The organism is Catonella massiliensis, from assembly GCF_016651435.1.
In the GTDB taxonomy this organism is placed as follows: domain Bacteria; phylum Bacillota; class Clostridia; order Lachnospirales; family Lachnospiraceae; genus Catonella; species Catonella massiliensis.
This window is the reverse complement of the sequence record NZ_JAEPRJ010000001.1, coordinates 2,320,676-2,336,602: the sequence shown is the minus strand read 5'-3', so window position 1 is coordinate 2,336,602 and position 15,927 is coordinate 2,320,676. Positions and strand designations below refer to the sequence as shown.

Annotated in this window: 17 protein-coding genes; 13 read left to right on the top strand and 4 right to left on the bottom strand. The window is 37.4% G+C overall.

Annotation, left to right across the window (positions count from 1 at the left end; all coding sequences use genetic code 11):
* Nucleotides 1-3 precede the first annotated feature (3 nt).
* The 6 genes from JJN12_RS10420 (at nucleotide 4) to JJN12_RS10400 (ending at nucleotide 4,472) form a co-directional block, all read left to right on the top strand.
* A complete protein-coding gene (locus JJN12_RS10420; protein ID WP_208429619.1) occupies nucleotides 4-2,388 on the top strand; it encodes an endonuclease MutS2 in 2,385 nt (794 codons plus the stop codon).
* 45 nt (nucleotides 2,389-2,433) lie between these two features.
* Complete coding sequence (locus JJN12_RS10415; protein WP_208429618.1) at nucleotides 2,434-2,922, top strand: DUF262 domain-containing protein; 489 nt, start codon at nucleotides 2,434-2,436, stop codon at nucleotides 2,920-2,922.
* Nucleotides 2,923-3,059: 137 nt separating this feature from the next.
* Nucleotides 3,060-3,242 (top strand): cytochrome C, encoded by a 183-nt coding sequence (locus JJN12_RS10410; RefSeq protein ID WP_208429617.1) that lies wholly within the window; start codon nucleotides 3,060-3,062, stop codon nucleotides 3,240-3,242.
* 17 nt (nucleotides 3,243-3,259) lie between these two features.
* Entirely contained in the window at nucleotides 3,260-3,784 is a 525-nt protein-coding gene (locus JJN12_RS14580) for a DUF1016 N-terminal domain-containing protein (protein WP_331466929.1), read from the top strand.
* Between the two features lie 44 nt (nucleotides 3,785-3,828).
* Entirely contained in the window at nucleotides 3,829-4,272 is a 444-nt protein-coding gene (locus JJN12_RS14575) for a PDDEXK nuclease domain-containing protein (RefSeq protein WP_331466928.1), read from the top strand.
* A 2-nt stretch (nucleotides 4,273-4,274) separates the two neighbouring features.
* Complete coding sequence (locus tag JJN12_RS10400; RefSeq protein ID WP_331466927.1) at nucleotides 4,275-4,472, top strand: aldehyde dehydrogenase family protein; 198 nt, start codon at nucleotides 4,275-4,277, stop codon at nucleotides 4,470-4,472.
* Nucleotides 4,473-5,011: 539 nt separating this feature from the next.
* Here the strand turns inward: JJN12_RS10400 and trmB are convergent.
* Complete coding sequence (gene trmB, locus JJN12_RS10395; protein WP_208429616.1) at nucleotides 5,012-5,650, bottom strand: tRNA (guanosine(46)-N7)-methyltransferase TrmB; 639 nt, start codon at nucleotides 5,648-5,650, stop codon at nucleotides 5,012-5,014.
* A gap of 166 nt (nucleotides 5,651-5,816) precedes the next feature.
* Here trmB and JJN12_RS10390 point away from each other — a divergent pair, with 166 nt between their 5' ends.
* The 6 genes from JJN12_RS10390 to JJN12_RS10365 all read left to right on the top strand — a co-directional run bounded on the left by JJN12_RS10390 (nucleotide 5,817) and on the right by JJN12_RS10365 (nucleotide 11,278).
* Nucleotides 5,817-7,205 (top strand): D-alanyl-D-alanine carboxypeptidase family protein, encoded by a 1,389-nt coding sequence (locus tag JJN12_RS10390; protein ID WP_208429615.1) that lies wholly within the window; start codon nucleotides 5,817-5,819, stop codon nucleotides 7,203-7,205.
* Between the two features lie 108 nt (nucleotides 7,206-7,313).
* On the top strand, nucleotides 7,314-8,057 hold the full coding sequence (locus JJN12_RS10385; protein WP_208429614.1) for an ABC transporter ATP-binding protein: 744 nt from the start codon (nucleotides 7,314-7,316) through the stop codon (nucleotides 8,055-8,057).
* On the top strand, nucleotides 8,038-8,757 hold the full coding sequence (locus tag JJN12_RS10380) for a hypothetical protein (RefSeq protein WP_208429613.1): 720 nt from the start codon (nucleotides 8,038-8,040) through the stop codon (nucleotides 8,755-8,757). The genes JJN12_RS10385 and JJN12_RS10380 overlap by 20 nt, the downstream gene beginning before the upstream one ends.
* Nucleotides 8,758-8,772: 15 nt before the next feature.
* Nucleotides 8,773-9,540, top strand: a complete 768-nt coding sequence (locus JJN12_RS10375; RefSeq protein ID WP_208429612.1) for a hypothetical protein — start codon at nucleotides 8,773-8,775, stop codon at nucleotides 9,538-9,540.
* Between the two features lie 9 nt (nucleotides 9,541-9,549).
* Entirely contained in the window at nucleotides 9,550-10,230 is a 681-nt protein-coding gene (locus tag JJN12_RS10370) for a response regulator transcription factor (protein ID WP_208429611.1), read from the top strand.
* The gene (locus JJN12_RS10365; RefSeq protein WP_208429610.1) at nucleotides 10,220-11,278 is read left to right on the top strand and encodes a sensor histidine kinase; all 1,059 of its coding nucleotides are present in this window, start codon (nucleotides 10,220-10,222) and stop codon (nucleotides 11,276-11,278) included. Before JJN12_RS10370 ends, JJN12_RS10365 begins: the two co-directional genes overlap by 11 nt.
* An 82-nt stretch (nucleotides 11,279-11,360) precedes the next feature.
* On the opposite strand, the gene JJN12_RS10360 is transcribed toward JJN12_RS10365, so the two are convergent.
* Together JJN12_RS10360 and JJN12_RS10355 are read right to left on the bottom strand one after the other, a co-directional pair.
* Nucleotides 11,361-12,302, bottom strand: coding sequence for a 3'-5' exonuclease (locus JJN12_RS10360; protein WP_208429609.1), 942 nt, complete (start codon nucleotides 12,300-12,302; stop codon nucleotides 11,361-11,363).
* Between the two features lie 16 nt (nucleotides 12,303-12,318).
* The gene (locus JJN12_RS10355; RefSeq protein WP_208429608.1) at nucleotides 12,319-14,016 is read right to left on the bottom strand and encodes a hypothetical protein; all 1,698 of its coding nucleotides are present in this window, start codon (nucleotides 14,014-14,016) and stop codon (nucleotides 12,319-12,321) included.
* A 332-nt stretch (nucleotides 14,017-14,348) separates the two neighbouring features.
* Here JJN12_RS10355 and JJN12_RS10350 point away from each other — a divergent pair, with 332 nt between their 5' ends.
* On the top strand, nucleotides 14,349-14,735 hold the full coding sequence (locus JJN12_RS10350) for a response regulator (protein WP_208429607.1): 387 nt from the start codon (nucleotides 14,349-14,351) through the stop codon (nucleotides 14,733-14,735).
* A 121-nt stretch (nucleotides 14,736-14,856) separates the two neighbouring features.
* Here JJN12_RS10350 and JJN12_RS10345 read toward each other — a convergent pair whose 3' ends face one another.
* Nucleotides 14,857-15,909, bottom strand: coding sequence for a Gfo/Idh/MocA family protein (locus JJN12_RS10345; protein ID WP_208429606.1), 1,053 nt, complete (start codon nucleotides 15,907-15,909; stop codon nucleotides 14,857-14,859).
* Between the last annotated feature and the right edge of the window lie 18 nt (nucleotides 15,910-15,927).

The window sequence follows — 15,927 nt, the reverse complement described above, 5'->3', positions numbered from 1 at the left end:
TATATGAATAAAAAAGTTTTACATACATTGGAGTTTGATAAGATACTAGATAGGCTCTCTGAGTTTGCTTCTTCACCAAAGGCTAAGGAGAGAGTGCATTCACTTGTGCCTATGACGGACATAGAGGATATAAACAAGGCGCAGAAAGAAACTGCTGACGCTCTTGCAAGAGTATATCAGTCGGGACATATATCATTTTCGGGACTTACGGAGATAGGGGACTCACTTGTAAGGCTTGAGGTGGGCTCAACCCTTGGTATGGGTGAGCTTATAAATATCAGCAAGACTCTTGATGTGGCTCTTCGCGTAAAGAATTTTGGCGCAAAGAGAGATAGTTCGCTTGAGGCAGACAGCCTGTCTGAAAGGCTTGAGATGCTTGCACCTCTTTCACCGTATAATAACGAAATCAAGCGTTGTATCATTTCCGAGGAGGAAATGGCTGATGATGCTAGTCCAGGTCTTAAAAATGTAAGAAGGAAGATAGAGTTTACCAACGCAAAAATAAGGGAACAGCTTGACAGCCTTGTAAACTCAGCTGCTGACAAGGGTTTCTTACAGAACAATAAGGTGACCATGAGGAATGGAAGATACTGTCTTCCTGTTAAAAATGAGCATAGAAGCAAGGTAGACGGACTCGTTCACGACCAGTCTTCAACTGGCTCAACCTTATTTGTAGAGCCTGCGGTAGTGGTTAAGTATAACAACGAACTCAGCGAGCTTATGATAGAGGAAGCAAAGGAGATAGAAAAGGTCCTTGCGGCGCTCTCCAATGAGGCTGCGGGCTATATAGACGAGCTTAGATATGATGTGGAGGTACTTCCTGTACTTGACTTTATATTTGCAAAGGCAGAGCTTGCAAAGGAGATGAGTGCCACTGAGCCGATATTTAATCTTGATAGAAGGATAAATATCAAAAAAGGCAGACATCCTCTCATTGACAAGAAAAAGGTAGTGCCGATTGATATAAACCTGGGAAAAGACTTTGAACTTCTTGTGATAACAGGACCGAATACAGGCGGTAAGACGGTTTCGCTTAAGACTGTAGGACTTATTACTCTTATGGGACAGGCAGGGCTTCATATCCCTGCATTTGACAAGTCGGAGCTTGGTATATTTAAGGAAATATACGCAGACATCGGAGATGAGCAGAGTATAGAACAGAGTCTGTCTACATTTTCATCTCATATGGTAAACATTGTAAGTATATTAAAGGAGGCTGACAGGGAAAGCCTGGTACTTTTTGACGAGCTAGGAGCAGGAACCGACCCTACAGAGGGTGCCGCCCTTGCTATGGCAATACTTGCGAACTTGCAGGCAAGGGATGCTAGGGTAATGGCGACTACCCACTATAGTGAGCTTAAGGTATATGCACTTAGCACTCCGGGAGTTGTAAATGCAAGTCTTGAGTTTAATATTGACACTCTTATGCCTACCTACCGCATCCTTATAGGAATACCGGGCAAGAGTAATGCCTTTGCCATATCCAAAAAGCTGGGGCTCTCTGATGAGATAATAGAAGATGCTGCAAACAGGATAGATACCAATGACAAGCGCTTTGAAGATGTGATAGCTGAACTTAACAGAAGCCGTCAGTTCATAGAAGAAGAAGAGGAAAGGATAAAGAAGAGAAGAGCCGAAATAGAGAAAGAAAAGCAGGCTCTTGAGACAGATGTAGAAAAGCTTGCAGAGAAGAAAGAAAGTCTGCTTGCAGATGCGAAGAGAGAGGCTTCTAAGATACTGTCAGAGGCTAAGGAAATGGCGGATGCTTCCATTAAGAAATACAATAAGTGGGGGCTTGGCGGCGCTACTGCAAGGGAAATGGAGGAGGAGAGAACCAAGCTTCGTGAGAAGATAGACGCTGTAACTAAGACAAACGGCATCAGGGCTAAGGAAAGCCAGAGGAACAGAGTAGGCAACAAGCAGCTCCATATAGGAGATATGGTGTTGGTGCTTACAATGGGAATAAAGGGAACTGTAAGTACCCTCCCTGATGCAAAGGGCAACCTCACCGTTACCATGGGTATAATGAAGTCTAATGTCAATGTAAAAGACCTTGCTTTTGTGGAGGAAGATAACTCTGTAAAGATGGTTAAGGACAAGTATTCATCAGGCAAGGGCAGCATAGGAATGAGCAAGAGCTTAAATGTAAGAGTTGAGAAGAACCTTGTGGGTATGAGATATGATGATGCGAGGGCAGAACTTATCAAATACATCGATGATGCCTATCTTGCCCACCTTCCGCAGGTAAGGATAATACATGGCCGTGGAACAGGTGCCCTTAAGGGCATGGTCTCCGACTACCTTAAGAAGTGTAAGTATGTAAAGAGCTTTAGGGAAGGCGAGTACAATGAGGGCGGTACCGGGGCCACTGTGGTTACGTTTAAGTAGTCCCGGTAAAAACAAAACCTAACCTTGATATGAGGAGATGTTCAAATGAAAGCAAATAGAATGTGGCTTTTTTCAGATGTTTTGGAGAAAAATAAACGAGTTTTTAAGGTACCCGTATATCAGAGAAATTATGATTGGACTAACATCCAATGTGAAAAACTGTACCAGGATATAATGAAGGCAAGCCAGAAGAATTGTCAGCATTTTACTGGAACCGTGGTATATATTGATGACAATAATGGTGGAAGTGGATTAAACGAAGTTTTAATTATAGACGGACAACAGCGTATTACAACTATGTATATTCTTCTTAAAGCACTTTATGATGCATCAAAAGATGTTTCTGTCAGAGTTGAAAGTGAAATAGAAGAAGTAATGTTTAACAGACACTGCGAAGAAAAATATAAGGTGAAATTGAAACCAGTCAAGACTGATAATGAGCAGCTGACACTTCTTATCAAAGATAAAATTGACAAGATGGACAGAAACTCTAATGTCTACAAGAACTATGAATTCTACTCAGAAGAGATATAGGGCAAAGCCAATAAATTATGCTGGTAAAGATGTTTATGTTTCGACACAGTTCTTTGATTCTGATAGAGATTCCGTTATTGAGTGGTATAAAAACCACTTGTCATAAAGGACTGAGTTAATTAAGGAGCGTGATAGATGTGAAGCAATTAACCAATAAGGAATATGAAGAATACCAAAAATACAAGGAAGATAAGCTGTACGGCAGATTGCTTACTTCTGATGGTCTGCGATTAATCTGTGCAGCAGAGAATTATGATCCAGAGGCTATTGGTAAGCGTATGCTTGAGGCACTTGCCAAGATTGAAAATAAACCTTACTGATATGTGGAGATTATAATATGGCAAAGAATGAAATTGTAATGGAGAATTATTTTGATGCTCTTGAGAAGGTAAAAAACAAAATAATTCAAACTCAAAATCAAGTTATGACAACTGCAAATGTCGAGAGAAATATTCTGTATTGGAATATCGGTAAAGTGATTATTGAGTATAGTTCTTGGGGAAACCGTTTTGTTGAAACGCTATCTAAAGACCTAAGAATGATATATCCAGGTGTTGAGGGATATTCTGTAAGAAATTTGAATTATATGAAACAGTTTGCAGGAAGGATTCCATCTGAAGAAATTTTGCACCAGGTGGGTGCAAAAATTAGCTGGAAAGCAATCAAAACATTAATTGATAAGACGGATACACTAGAAGAACATCTATGGTATACAAGTCAGTGTCTTGAAAATGGATGGTCAACTACTGTTTTGGCACATCAATTAGAAAGTAACCTATATGAGCGACAAGTTTTAGTAGATAAAACAACAAATTTCAAAACACAGTTAGCAGACCATTTAATGAACAGGTCGAGGAAATAATCAAAGATCCGTATATTTTTGATTTTATTCCAAATACAAGGAAAATGAAGGAAGTTGAATTAGAAGATGCGTTAGTTCAGCAGATTACAAAATTACTTCTTGAATTTGGAACTGGCTTTGCATTTATGGGAAGACAGTATCCGATTAAAGTTGGCAATAGAGATTTCTATATTGATTTGCTCTTTTACAATGTGAAATTGCATTGTTATTTTGTAGTAGAATTGAAAACTGTAGATTTTGAGCCAGAGTTTGCAGGAAAATTATCGTTTTATTTATCTGTGATTGATGGTGAATTAAAAGCACCCACTGATAATCCGACTATAGGGCTTTTGCTTTGTAAAGGAAAAGATAGAATGGTCGCAGAATATGCATTACAAGATGTAAATAAGCCTATGGGAGTTAGTGAGTATAAATTATCAAATCAGATTGCAAAGGAATTGCGGGATAAGATTCCTTCGATTGAAGATATAGAAAAGCGTTTGAATTAATTTTGCACCAAGCGGGTGCAAAATTACAAAAATGCATTTTATATGAGGGTGCAAGGGAAGAAATATTTGAACCTGTAGCCGTAATTATCAAGTTCAAAGATGCAGAAGATGTAATTAAGATGGCAAATGATTCAGAGTATGGACTTGGAGGAGGAATATTTACCAAGGATATAACTAAGGCAATATTTCCCCAATTCTGATTTTTTGGATAATCATAGAGTTTGGGTGTTCCATGTAGAGAGATTGTAAAATCGTCAGATGAGCGTATGATGTGAACATCTCCGGAAGGATGGAGTGAAGTCTGAATGTTATACATTTCAGAATAAATAGTTTTAATCTGTAATTCATCCTTATTTGAAGAACAAAGGAGAGATAATACAGAATCATTCATACTGAAATTTTCAAGTGCATCAGTATATTTTGCAATGAGATCGCTAATAGAAGAAATAGCATTCTCAGTAGTAAGGGAAGCCTCGCGGATTAGTCGGTCCTGTATTACACGATCTACAAGAATACTAGAAAAAAGTCCGATAAGGATACATGGAAGAACACTGACGATAATAAATGTGGTTATTAGTCGCTTGTAAAATTTCTGGTTTTTCAGTGTCTGCATGATGACAGTATCCTTTCTTGAGACTATGAAATAAGTCTATATTTTAAAATATGTTGTTATAATAAAAGGGAGGAACATCCTGACAAAGACTTTCATACTTATTTTACCTTGATACTGTACTTGTTTTTACCTTCTCACAAACACCACCCTCTTAATAGGGTTCCCCTTCGCAGAAAATCTCTCCTCATACTCAGTCATAACATTTCCTTCATTCCATTCGCTGTTATGAAGGTCGTAGGACACTTCAGTAGCCTTAAAATTGGTAGCTTCAACTTCTTCAAGTGAAAAGTCAAAAAGGGCAGAGTTATCTGTCTTAAACTGGATTTTCCCTTCAGGCTTTAGGAGCTTTTCGTATCTTGCAAAAAACTGCCTTGAAGTTAGCCTCCTCTTTGCATGTCTGTCCTTTGGCCAAGGATCGGAAAAATTAAGATAAATTCCATCCACTTCATTTTCAGCAAAAACATCATTTATATTCTCTGCATCCATACGGATAAACTTGAGATTAGGAAGTTCAAGCTCTGTCTGCTTTTCGATTGCTCTAACTAGGACACTTGAATATTTCTCGATGCCAATGTAGTTTATATCCGGATTGTTCTTAGCAAGAGTAGTTATGAACTGCCCCTTGCCCATACCTATTTCTATAAAGAGCGGCTGCTTAGATGGAAATAAGGATACAATCTCACCTCTGTGCTTTTCAGGGTTTTGTATCACGAACTCGCTATTAGCTATGTCTTCTCTGGAACCCGGTACATTTCTTAATCTCATGATGACCTCACATTTAACTTATTTTCTTATCGCTAAAGAGTTTTTACAACAAATATAGGGGATTGTCAAGTGATTTTCCCTCTTATAATTTACCCTTGAAATGGCGCCGTTTCTATGGTTAAATATAAGGTAATAGTTATTTTTGACGAATAGTTTGGAGAAATTCATGAAAAATTTATATATAAAAAGAAGTTTTGCGCTAATTTTAATAATTGTAAGCCTATTTTCAGGCTTACATATAAATACTGTGCTTGCAGAGAACAATTCATCCTGGCCTAAATGCCCCTCTATAAAAGCAAAAGAGGGTGTTGTTATGGACCTTGCTACAGGAACCATATTGTTTGGTAAGAACGAGAACAAGAAGTGGTATCCTGCAAGTACAACCAAGATAATGACAGCCTTACTGGCGATAGAGCATGCAAAGTCCCTTGATGAAAAGGTGGAGTTTACCAAAGAAGCAATAGCAGCCGCAAATAGGGGAAGCTCAAGTATAGGCATGACTCCGGGAGAGAAGCTGACTCTTAAAGAATGCCTCTATGGTCTTATGCTTGCATCAGCTAACGAGGTTGCCAATGCTCTTGCTATCCACACGGCAGGAAGCATCGAAGCTTTTGCAGATATGATGAACGAAAAGGCAAAGGAGCTTGGATGTACCCATACTCATTTTTGCAATCCAAGCGGACTATATGAAAAGGAGCACTACACAACCCCGGCAGACCTTGCAAGGATCGCCAGAGCAGCCATTAAAAACGATGCATTTAGGGAAATAGCAAGTACAAGAAAATACGTATTGCCTAAAACTAATCTGATGAAGGAAAAAAGACCTTTATCTAACACTCATCAGCTTTTTAACCCTATGCAGCATCCTGAGTATGCTTATGAATACTGCTATGCGGGAAAGACCGGCTATACTACCGAGGCCAAGTTTAACCTGGTTTCTTATGTAAAAAAAGGTACTATGGACATAGTCTGCGTGGTGATGAATGCTGAGAGTAAAGAGGTGGAGTACACCAATACCAAGAAGCTTGCAGACTATACATTTAAGCGCTTCAGGATGTTACAGGCAGACAAGATACCTCTTAAGTTAAATGAGAGCGGTGGGCAGGTATATGCGAGTGTGCTTGAAAATGACCCAACAGCGCAGTTTACGGTGTCAGGGGCTGCTACATTGGCTGTGCCTAAGAAATGCGATATAAACGGGGTTACTACACAGGTTAAGGAAGATGATATAAGCGGTATATCAGTAGGAGCTAACTGTATCGGTGGCATTGAATATATGTATGACGGCAAGTGCATAGGAAATGCAGAGCTTATATATACAAGCGCTAAGGCTTATTCTTTTAATAAGCCAGAGGCGGTAGATAACAGTGTGCAGACGGGCACGGACAATAAGAAGTCAAAGGTAATGGCAATAGCTATGATAGTATGCTCATTTCTCATCATTATGGTGCTTATGTGGTATCTGTTTATTTACAGGAGACCTACCCGTATAGCAAGGAGAAAATACAAAAAACATAAAACAGGCATAAATAAAAGAAACCGGCTTAAATGGTAAGCCGGATTTCTTCTTTTAAATTCTTATAATTATTAATTTATGATATTTTTATAGTTTTGTTATCTTTATCTTCTATAATTCATTTATTAAAATACAGGAGGTATTGATATGTCTGATATTATGCTTGAGATACAAAAGCTGAATAAGTCCTACAGGAGAAGGAAGATTATTGACAATTTGAACATGACCGTATACAAAGGGGATATTTATGGCTTTCTTGGCGCCAATGGTGAGGGTAAAACCACAACTATAAGAATGATAACTTCACTTATCAAGGCTGATTCGGGTGATATAATCATCAATGGAAAATCAATTAAAAACGGTAAAAATGAGGCTATAAAAAATATAGGTGCTATGGTTGAAGCCCCCAAATTCTATGAAAATATGAGTGGATATGAAAATTTAGAATTAATGGCAAAAATTATGCCTGGTGTAAGTGACCTAGACATTCAAAACGTGCTTGGCTTGGTTGGACTAAAAGACAGAGGAAGAGACAAGTTCAAAGAATATTCTATGGGAATGAAACAGAGACTGGGAATAGCTAATGCACTTCTTGGTGATCCTAAGCTGATTATTTTAGATGAACCTTCAAATGGCCTTGATCCATATGGAATGAAAGAAATAAATAACCTTGTAGTATCTTTAGCAAAAAGATGTGACAAAACATTTATAATCTCCTCTCATCTTCTTCATGAAATGGAAGGGATATGCAATAGAATAGGGATTTTACATTCAGGGAAACTATGTATAGAGGGCGAAGTACGTGCGTTAATAAACGATAATAAGGTAGAAAACCTTGAAGAACTATTTTTTAAGAAAGTAGGTGAAAAAAATGATAAATTTGGTGGCTAATGAAAATAAGAAAATCTTTAAGTCTAAGCTTATACCCGGATTTTTATTATCAGGTGCATTATTAATATGGTTAAACATCATTATGTATGATCCAAAACTATGCGACTGGAAAAGTGATAGCCTATGTACATTTCCAAAAAGTTTAGTAGAAATTTATATACAAATTTTAATGTTTTATATACCGATATTTGCTGGTTTTCTGATGACAAAAGATTTGGTTGACGGAACATTGAAGCTAAGCCTTATAAGAGAGCCCTCAAGGATTAAGAACTTAATATCAAAGCAGCTAAGCTTTATTATATTTTTAGCAATAGAAACATTAGCATTTATTTTAATGTGTTATATATTTGCATTTGTCTATTATAAAAACATGACAGGCTTACAGCTAGTTCAAGTAAATATACTGACGGATATAAGTAGTACACTTATACTTTATGGAATGACAATCCTACCATCTATCACTTATGGGTTATTTACCATGCTCATAGGAATAATATTTAAAAACGCGGTTATTGCGAATTTAGTTTCCGTAACAGGATTAATATTCCTTTTTAACACAGAAATAGGGATGAAATTTACTATGATAGAAAGCATTACTAAGAGTGAAAGTATAGGATTGAGCCTTATATCGTTGTTCTTAAGTCTTATGCTGGTAGTAATAAACAATATATACCTTGAAAAACAGGATATTATTTATTAGATGGGAGATGACAGTATGGCAGGATACTTGAGATATGAATTTTACAAACAGAAGAAAAATAAATACTATTATCTATTCTTTATTATTATTTTAGCATCTAATATTACCAAAGCTATTCCATTAATAAATACTGATATTAACTGGGCATCTTTTCCTTTACTGGCAGTGCCGGGGACAGTTTTGTTTTTGGTACTTTTTACGATATTTTTGGCAACAGACTTAGTAGCTTCAGAATATGAAAAGGGGATTCTAAAACTTCCTATTATGGTAAATGGGGAAAGAAAAAAACTGATAAAAGCTAAGTTGTTAAGTCTTATTATATGGATAATCTTACTTGTGGTTTTTGACATTGGATCGTCTTATATTGTGGGTAAGGTATTGTTAAAACAGGGGGCAACATTAGTTTTAGATGGACAAAATATATTGACTAAGGGAGTGGAAATCCAAGGGATAGAAGCAATCATTACTGTGATTATTAGTGAATTGTCTATTATCTTCCCTCTTATATCATTTGGCATTCTTATGGTATTTATATCCTTATTGGTGAGAAAAAGCTCACTTGTAATGGGGATTGGATTTTTGTATTATATTATTAGCATAATAAGTCCGGACAAAGCAAGATATTTATTTCTAATAAAATACATTTACAAATTGCCATCATTTATGATAATAGGTAGTGGTTCACTCGAACCTGTAATTTATATTTTGATATCATTGATAATCGCAGTTGTGCTGGTTATCGTTAATATTTTTTGCTTTCGGATGATGGAAATATTAAAATGAGGAGGTAAAATGAATAGGATTTTGATTGTAGAGGATGAGCCTGCTCTTGCAAATGTGGTAAAGGATTATCTAAAAAATGAGCTATTTGATGTAGAAATTTGTGCTGAAGGAGACAAGGTAACAGAGGTGTTTAATAAATATAGACCTTCATTACTTATACTTGATTTAATGCTGCCGGGGATGAATGGTTATGAAATATGTAAAAATGTTAGGATGACATCAGTAATACCGATATTGATTTTATCAGCTAAAACAGATGAATTTGATAAAGTTATGGGACTTAATTTAGGTGCTGATGATTATATGACAAAACCTTTTAGACCAAAAGAATTGGTCGCAAGGGTTAATGCCCTGATACGCAGAAGTCAGGTGTTTAACAAGGACAACTTGGAAGTGATAGATGTAGGGGATATAAGAATATTTATCAAAGAATATAAAGTAGAAAAAAATAACGTAAATATGGATTTAAGTAAAAAGGAATTTGAACTTTTATTATTTTTAGCGAAAAATCCCAAACAAGTATTTACGAGGGAACACTTATATGAGGGAGTATGGGGACTTGACAGCTTTGGCGATCTTGACACTGTAACTGTAACTATAAATAGACTCCGTCAGAAAATAGAGGAAAATCCGGCAACTCCAAAACACATTTTAACAGTATGGGGAGTAGGTTATAAATTTGAAAACTAAATCAATAAAGAAGAATTTAACAACATTTGTATTATCGATTTTAATAATTACAATAGCAGTATTATTGTTAACAGGCATACCTGAAAAAGAGCCTAATAGTGTAATATTGTCACTGACAGGACTGGCAATCTTAATTGGGTTACCTATTTTTATTGTCCTATTTATTTTCTTGGCATATGTAGATAAGGTTATCATTAAACCTATTCATGTACTTGTAGAAAGTGTTAAACAAGTAAGTGAAGGAAACTATGATGCATATATTGAAGTGGATAGAGAAGATGAAATTGGCGCTCTTGCCGACAATTTTAATCAAATGATTACTTCACTTAAAGAGTATAGAGAAAAGGAAATAATAGAGAAAGAAGAGAGGGATGATTTAATTGCATCTATAACACACGACTTATCTACCCCTCTATCTGTAATCCAATCACATATTGATGGAATAAGTGATGGGATTGCGAATACAAAAGAAAAGCAGAGCGAGTATATAGAAGTAATAAACGACAAGATAAGGCAATTGGATGAAAGAATAAAATCCTTAAAAAATTATAGTGTGTATAACAAAAATAATCACGATTTTAAGGAGAGTATTATATTAAAAGAGGCTTTCGATAAAATTGTTTATGATTTAATGAACTCAATTAAGCCGTCTACAGGCATATTTAATTATAATAACAGTATTACTAAAGAAATTAGGTTAAATTTAAGCTACAGAGAATTAGAGACTATAATTGAGAACATTTTTGCAAATGCTGTAAAGTACAACAATAAAACAATCTTGCAAATTGAAATCAATGTAACATGCTCTGATGATAGAGTAAAAATAGAATTTAAGGATAATGGAATGGGAATAGGTAAGGAGGATATAAGCAAGATTTTTATCCCATTATATAAGGCGGATAAATCAAGGACATCTAATAAAAATTCTCTGGGACTGGGACTTTCCATAGTCAAAAATATAATTGAAAGCGTGGAAGGATATATAGAAGTGGCTAGCAATCCGGGAGAGTTCACTCTATTTACAATTGACCTGCCTATATTGAAATAGGCGAATATAAAACTGAGGAGGTAGATAAAACGATTATCTACCTCTCACTCGATTTGTATGAAATTTCTGAAATATTTTTGTCTTATGGATTATTTTTTCTACTCTTGTAGTTATTAATCATAGTTACTGCCTGTTCTTTAGAAAGAGACCTAAGAGTTGATACTGCGAAATAATGATGGTCATCAGGATTTTTAATTAGTCTTTTGCCTTTCATATAGCCATGATACTTGCATTCTCCAACATAATAGTAGTTCTTTGAGTTGGGAGAATACCAGGGAACAAGCTGACGTAGACGGTTACCACAGATATGGCAGCAGTAAGGCTCTCTATCAGCTTCCCTTTTTAAGTCCTCCTTAGACTTATAGGCCATGCTGACACTCAGTCTGTGATCGGGATAGACGATGTCTACCTCTTGCTTTTTATTAAGAGGGAACTTATAGGTATCAACTGACGGATATAAAAATACATTTATACCACTGATAATCTGAAGGATTTCAGCAGTGTATTGTGCATCGGAAATGGCACTGTGAAAGGCCTTATCTTCTCTTATTCTAAGGTGCCTGATTGCATTTTCAAGTGAAATTGCACTCTCGTCATATTTTCCAATAAATATATTAAACAGGTATTGCACATTAAAATAGTACAAAGGTCTTGGGAACCCGTTATGTATATTGTAATACGCCATATTTCTCTGGAACTCAAGTAAATCAAGGGTTCCCCAGGTAGCAAAAAAGTAATTTCTGTCTCCTTTTCTACACCACCTTAAAAATTCTTTACAGGCAGTTACAAAATCAGTTCCCATTGAGAGCTCTCTCTCAGTTAGCGAAATAATCTCTCTTGTATACTTAAATAGAACAGGATATACAACCGGTTTTATTACTCTGTGAAAAGAGTCGATAATGTTAAAATTCTCGTCTAGCTTCACAGCACCAATCTCAATTACCTCAAAAGGAAGAGACCTGTTGGCTCCTTCCTTTGAGGGGTGTCCCTGATTCCATTCAAGGTCAAAAACTATATATCTCATTTTATCTCCAAAAAATTTATTGTCCTAGGGATGCAATCAAGGCTGCGATATCATCAGGACTCATTGGCTTATTAGGATCGTCTGAAGCAGGAGAAGGCTCGTGCTTTGAAAGGGCTTCAATCGCAGTCTTAGGCTTAGCAGCACTTGGCTCAGGCTCAAGCTCAAGGTTAGATGAGGCAAATAAAGCAGCTATATCTTCAGGGCTCATCTGCTTGTTAGGGTCATCTACCACAGGAGTGGCAGGCTCAGGAGTAGGCTCTATTTCAACAGCAGCCCCTGATTCAGTAGCGGCAATTAAAGCCTCTATTTCCTCAGGACTCATAGGTTTGTTAGGATCACTGTCAACCTGAGCAACAGGCTCAAGGGTTGACTCTATCTCAATTTCAGGTTCAGACTGAGCTTCAGCAGCAGCGATAAGAGCAGCGATATCCTCAGGGCTCATAGGCTTATTAGGGTCGCTGTCAACCGGAGCTGTAGGGGCAGGCTCAGGAGCGGCCTCGATTTCAGGTTCAGACTGAGCTTCTGTAGCAGCAATAAGAGCAGCGATATCCTCAGGGCTCATAGGCTTGTTAGGGTCGCTGTCAACCGGAGCTGTAGGGGCAGGCTCAGGAGCAACTTCGATTTCAGGTTCAGACTGAGCTTCTGTAGCAGCGATAAGAGCAGCGATATCCTCAGGGCTCATAGGTTTGTTAGGATCGCTGTCAATCGGAGCTGTAGGGGTAGGCTCAGGAGCAGCCTCGATTTCAGGTTCAGACTGAGCTTCAGCAGCAGCGATAAGAGCAGCGATTTCATCAGGGCTCATAGGCTTGTTAGGGTCGCTGTCAACAGGAGCTGTAGCAACAGGAGCAGGAGCAGGCTCAGGTTCAGGTGCAGATTCAGCCTCTGCCGCAGCAATAAGAGCAGCAATCTCATCAGGACTCATAGGCTTGTTAGGGTCGCTGTCAACCGGAGCTGTAGAAGGTTCAGAAACAGCATTGGCTCCAGCTACAGGTTCAGGCTCAAGCTCAGAAGCAAATTCAGGCTCGATTTCAGTAGCGCCAGGCTCCTCAGATGTTGTTTCGGCTGTTAAAGTATCTACAAACTCAGGCATATCTACGGCTTCGATAATCGGTTCTTCAACTGCTGTTTCTGCCTCTGTCATTATAGGCTCTACAGGTACTTCTTCATAATTAACCTGTTGAACAGGTGACTGAACTGTACTTGGTACAATCTGATTATTCTTTAATACAAGTATGAGCTCGTCTAGTTTAGCAAGAATATCTTCATAATCAGCAGCTGTAGAAGCTTCAGCAATAACCTCTGATAAATGATTGGTATTATCTCTTCCGTATTTGATGGAAGCCTTAATGGCATGTACTATTTCACCCTCGAGAGTACTAAGATTCTCCATGTTTTCCTCAGGAGAAAGAATTCTCTCATCTAAGAGATTGAGGATTCTCTTTTCAAGCACATACGTAGCCTTAGCAATCTTAGAAGCCTCTTCCCTCCGTGCGATAGTGTCCTCATCGGGCATAGAAGCTTTTTCCTTATTTTTGAGAAATGTGGTGACAACATTATCTATTTCCGTCAAAAGAAGATAAGCCGAGCCAATGAGGGTAAGCCCAACACATAGTGGGAAATAGTAAACATCGGAGTATTTAACTATGCAAAATAGCTCTAAAAACACAAGGGCAATAAACAACAGTGAAAATGGAATGAGTTTATTCTTTTTCATCTCGTACCTCTCTCAATCTATTCTTTACGGTCTTAATTTAAAATTAAGTAATCCCACTTATTATAAGGCAAAAATCGGATTATATCAAGCTTTCAGCAGATTTTTGTGTTAGCCTGAAGCTGTAATCCCAGTAGCCTATATATGGTATGGTTCAAATCTTTTTTATATAATAGATGACAATATTTAGTCTTGCAATTATAATGATACTGTAGCAGATTTTTGTGATACAGTAATGTTGGTGGAAAAAGTATCAGATACCTTATGATGTAGGATTGTAACAGTGTCGCATCATATGGTGTACAAAATATCGATTTATCTTGAAAGGAAATGAAATGAGAATATTGCATTTAGAAGATTCACCCGCAAAATATGCAGATATCAGAGCAGTTTTGCTCTCCTGTGGCATAAAACCTGATGATATAGTCTGGGTTAAAAACCTGACAGATGGGATATTTGAACTAAAAGAAGCTGAAAAAAGCGGCAATCATTTTGACCTTGCTATAACCGACATGTACTACCCTGTAGAGCCTGGAGGCTATGAGGAGCCTGATACCGGCTACAAATTCGTAGAATTTGTAAGGAATGAGAGACTAAAACTCCCAATTGTTATCTGCTCCTCAGTCAGAATAAATGACGGTAGTGTATTAGATTGCCTGTGGTATTCAGCCCTCAGCAACTGGGAGATGCAGCTAAGAGAGATTATATCGAGGTTTGATTAGTATAATCATACGGAATCTCTATTGCATTGAGGCAATTTGAATAGATAATAAAGTATGAAAGTAATTATAATCTGAAGACGAATAAAGGCTGTCAAACTATAAATAATTTGACAGCCCGAATTTAGTATTTGAACTTTGTAATTTTGATATCTTCGAAAGGTAATGTAATACGCTCGTGTCGTATGGATGATAGATAAATCCCTTTAATCATCTCAAGAGTTTTTCTTCCCTCAAGTCCGTCTACAGTTATGTCTTTATCATCACGTACGGCATCGTAGAACTCTTCTATTTGCATAATATGGGTTGTGCCCCAGTAATTCTTCCCTACTGCATTTCCTTTACTAATTTCCCTATATTCAGTATATTCATTACCGAACCAGGTGTAGCCTACATCCTGTATGAGACCGAACCGTCCTTTCTCACCACAAAATTCGATGTTGATAGGTGAATCAAAACCATAGTAATTGCAGGCGTATAGATTGTAAATACAGCCATTTTCGAAGCAAATAGCCGCCTCAGCAGTATCCTCTACATTCAGCTTAGGATGATAATGGTTATGGATAGAGCCTTCTATCCACTTGACGTCGCTTCCAAGTATGTAGCGTACCCTGTCTATACTATGAATGGCTTGGTCTATGAGAGTACCTCCGCCTTCATGCTCCCAAGTTCCCTTCCAGTTGCTGCCTTTATAATATTCATCAGGGCGATACCAAGACAGATATGATCTTGCAGCAGTAACCTTGCCAAATTTTCCGTCATCATACATCTGTTTCAGTCTCTGAACACTATCATTATAGCGTGTTTGGAATATGCATCCAAGCTTCACATTGTTTTTAGAAGCTGCTTTAATCATATCGTCTGCTTCCTGTAAAGTAAGGGCTATAGGCTTTTCGGTAAGCACATGTATGCCTCTTTCCATTAAACTTATCGCGATAGGAGCATGTAAGTCATGCGGCAGACACAGATGTGCTATATCAATACCTTTTTCAAATATATCTTCAAGTTTGTCAGTATAGTTACATCCAAAAGGTTCAGCAAATCGCTCTGCTTTTGCAAGGTCAATATCTACAGCATAACATAGTTCTGCCTTGTCTTTAAGTTTCAACAACGAATCGGCATAGCAGACAGATATACGGCCACAGCCGATGATAGCAATCTTTAACTTTTTATTCATAATTCTCCCATACACAAA

What these genes read in the sequence shown, in the direction of transcription:
- JJN12_RS10420 (WP_208429619.1), top strand. Translation starts at nt 4, where the DNA reads ATGAATAAAAAAGTTTTACATACATTGGAGTTTGATAAGATACTAGAT.
- JJN12_RS10415 (WP_208429618.1), top strand. Translation starts at nt 2,434, where the DNA reads ATGAAAGCAAATAGAATGTGGCTTTTTTCAGATGTTTTGGAGAAAAAT.
- JJN12_RS14580 (WP_331466929.1), top strand. Translation starts at nt 3,260, where the DNA reads ATGGCAAAGAATGAAATTGTAATGGAGAATTATTTTGATGCTCTTGAG.
- JJN12_RS14575 (WP_331466928.1), top strand. Translation starts at nt 3,829, where the DNA reads ATGAAGGAAGTTGAATTAGAAGATGCGTTAGTTCAGCAGATTACAAAA.
- trmB (WP_208429616.1), bottom strand. Translation starts at nt 5,650, where the DNA reads ATGAGATTAAGAAATGTACCGGGTTCCAGAGAAGACATAGCTAATAGC.
- JJN12_RS10390 (WP_208429615.1), top strand. Translation starts at nt 5,817, where the DNA reads ATGAAAAATTTATATATAAAAAGAAGTTTTGCGCTAATTTTAATAATT.
- JJN12_RS10385 (WP_208429614.1), top strand. Translation starts at nt 7,314, where the DNA reads ATGTCTGATATTATGCTTGAGATACAAAAGCTGAATAAGTCCTACAGG.
- JJN12_RS10380 (WP_208429613.1), top strand. Translation starts at nt 8,038, where the DNA reads ATGATAAATTTGGTGGCTAATGAAAATAAGAAAATCTTTAAGTCTAAG.
- JJN12_RS10375 (WP_208429612.1), top strand. Translation starts at nt 8,773, where the DNA reads ATGGCAGGATACTTGAGATATGAATTTTACAAACAGAAGAAAAATAAA.
- JJN12_RS10370 (WP_208429611.1), top strand. Translation starts at nt 9,550, where the DNA reads ATGAATAGGATTTTGATTGTAGAGGATGAGCCTGCTCTTGCAAATGTG.
- JJN12_RS10360 (WP_208429609.1), bottom strand. Translation starts at nt 12,302, where the DNA reads ATGAGATATATAGTTTTTGACCTTGAATGGAATCAGGGACACCCCTCA.
- JJN12_RS10355 (WP_208429608.1), bottom strand. Translation starts at nt 14,016, where the DNA reads ATGAAAAAGAATAAACTCATTCCATTTTCACTGTTGTTTATTGCCCTT.
- JJN12_RS10350 (WP_208429607.1), top strand. Translation starts at nt 14,349, where the DNA reads ATGAGAATATTGCATTTAGAAGATTCACCCGCAAAATATGCAGATATC.
- JJN12_RS10345 (WP_208429606.1), bottom strand. Translation starts at nt 15,909, where the DNA reads ATGAATAAAAAGTTAAAGATTGCTATCATCGGCTGTGGCCGTATATCT.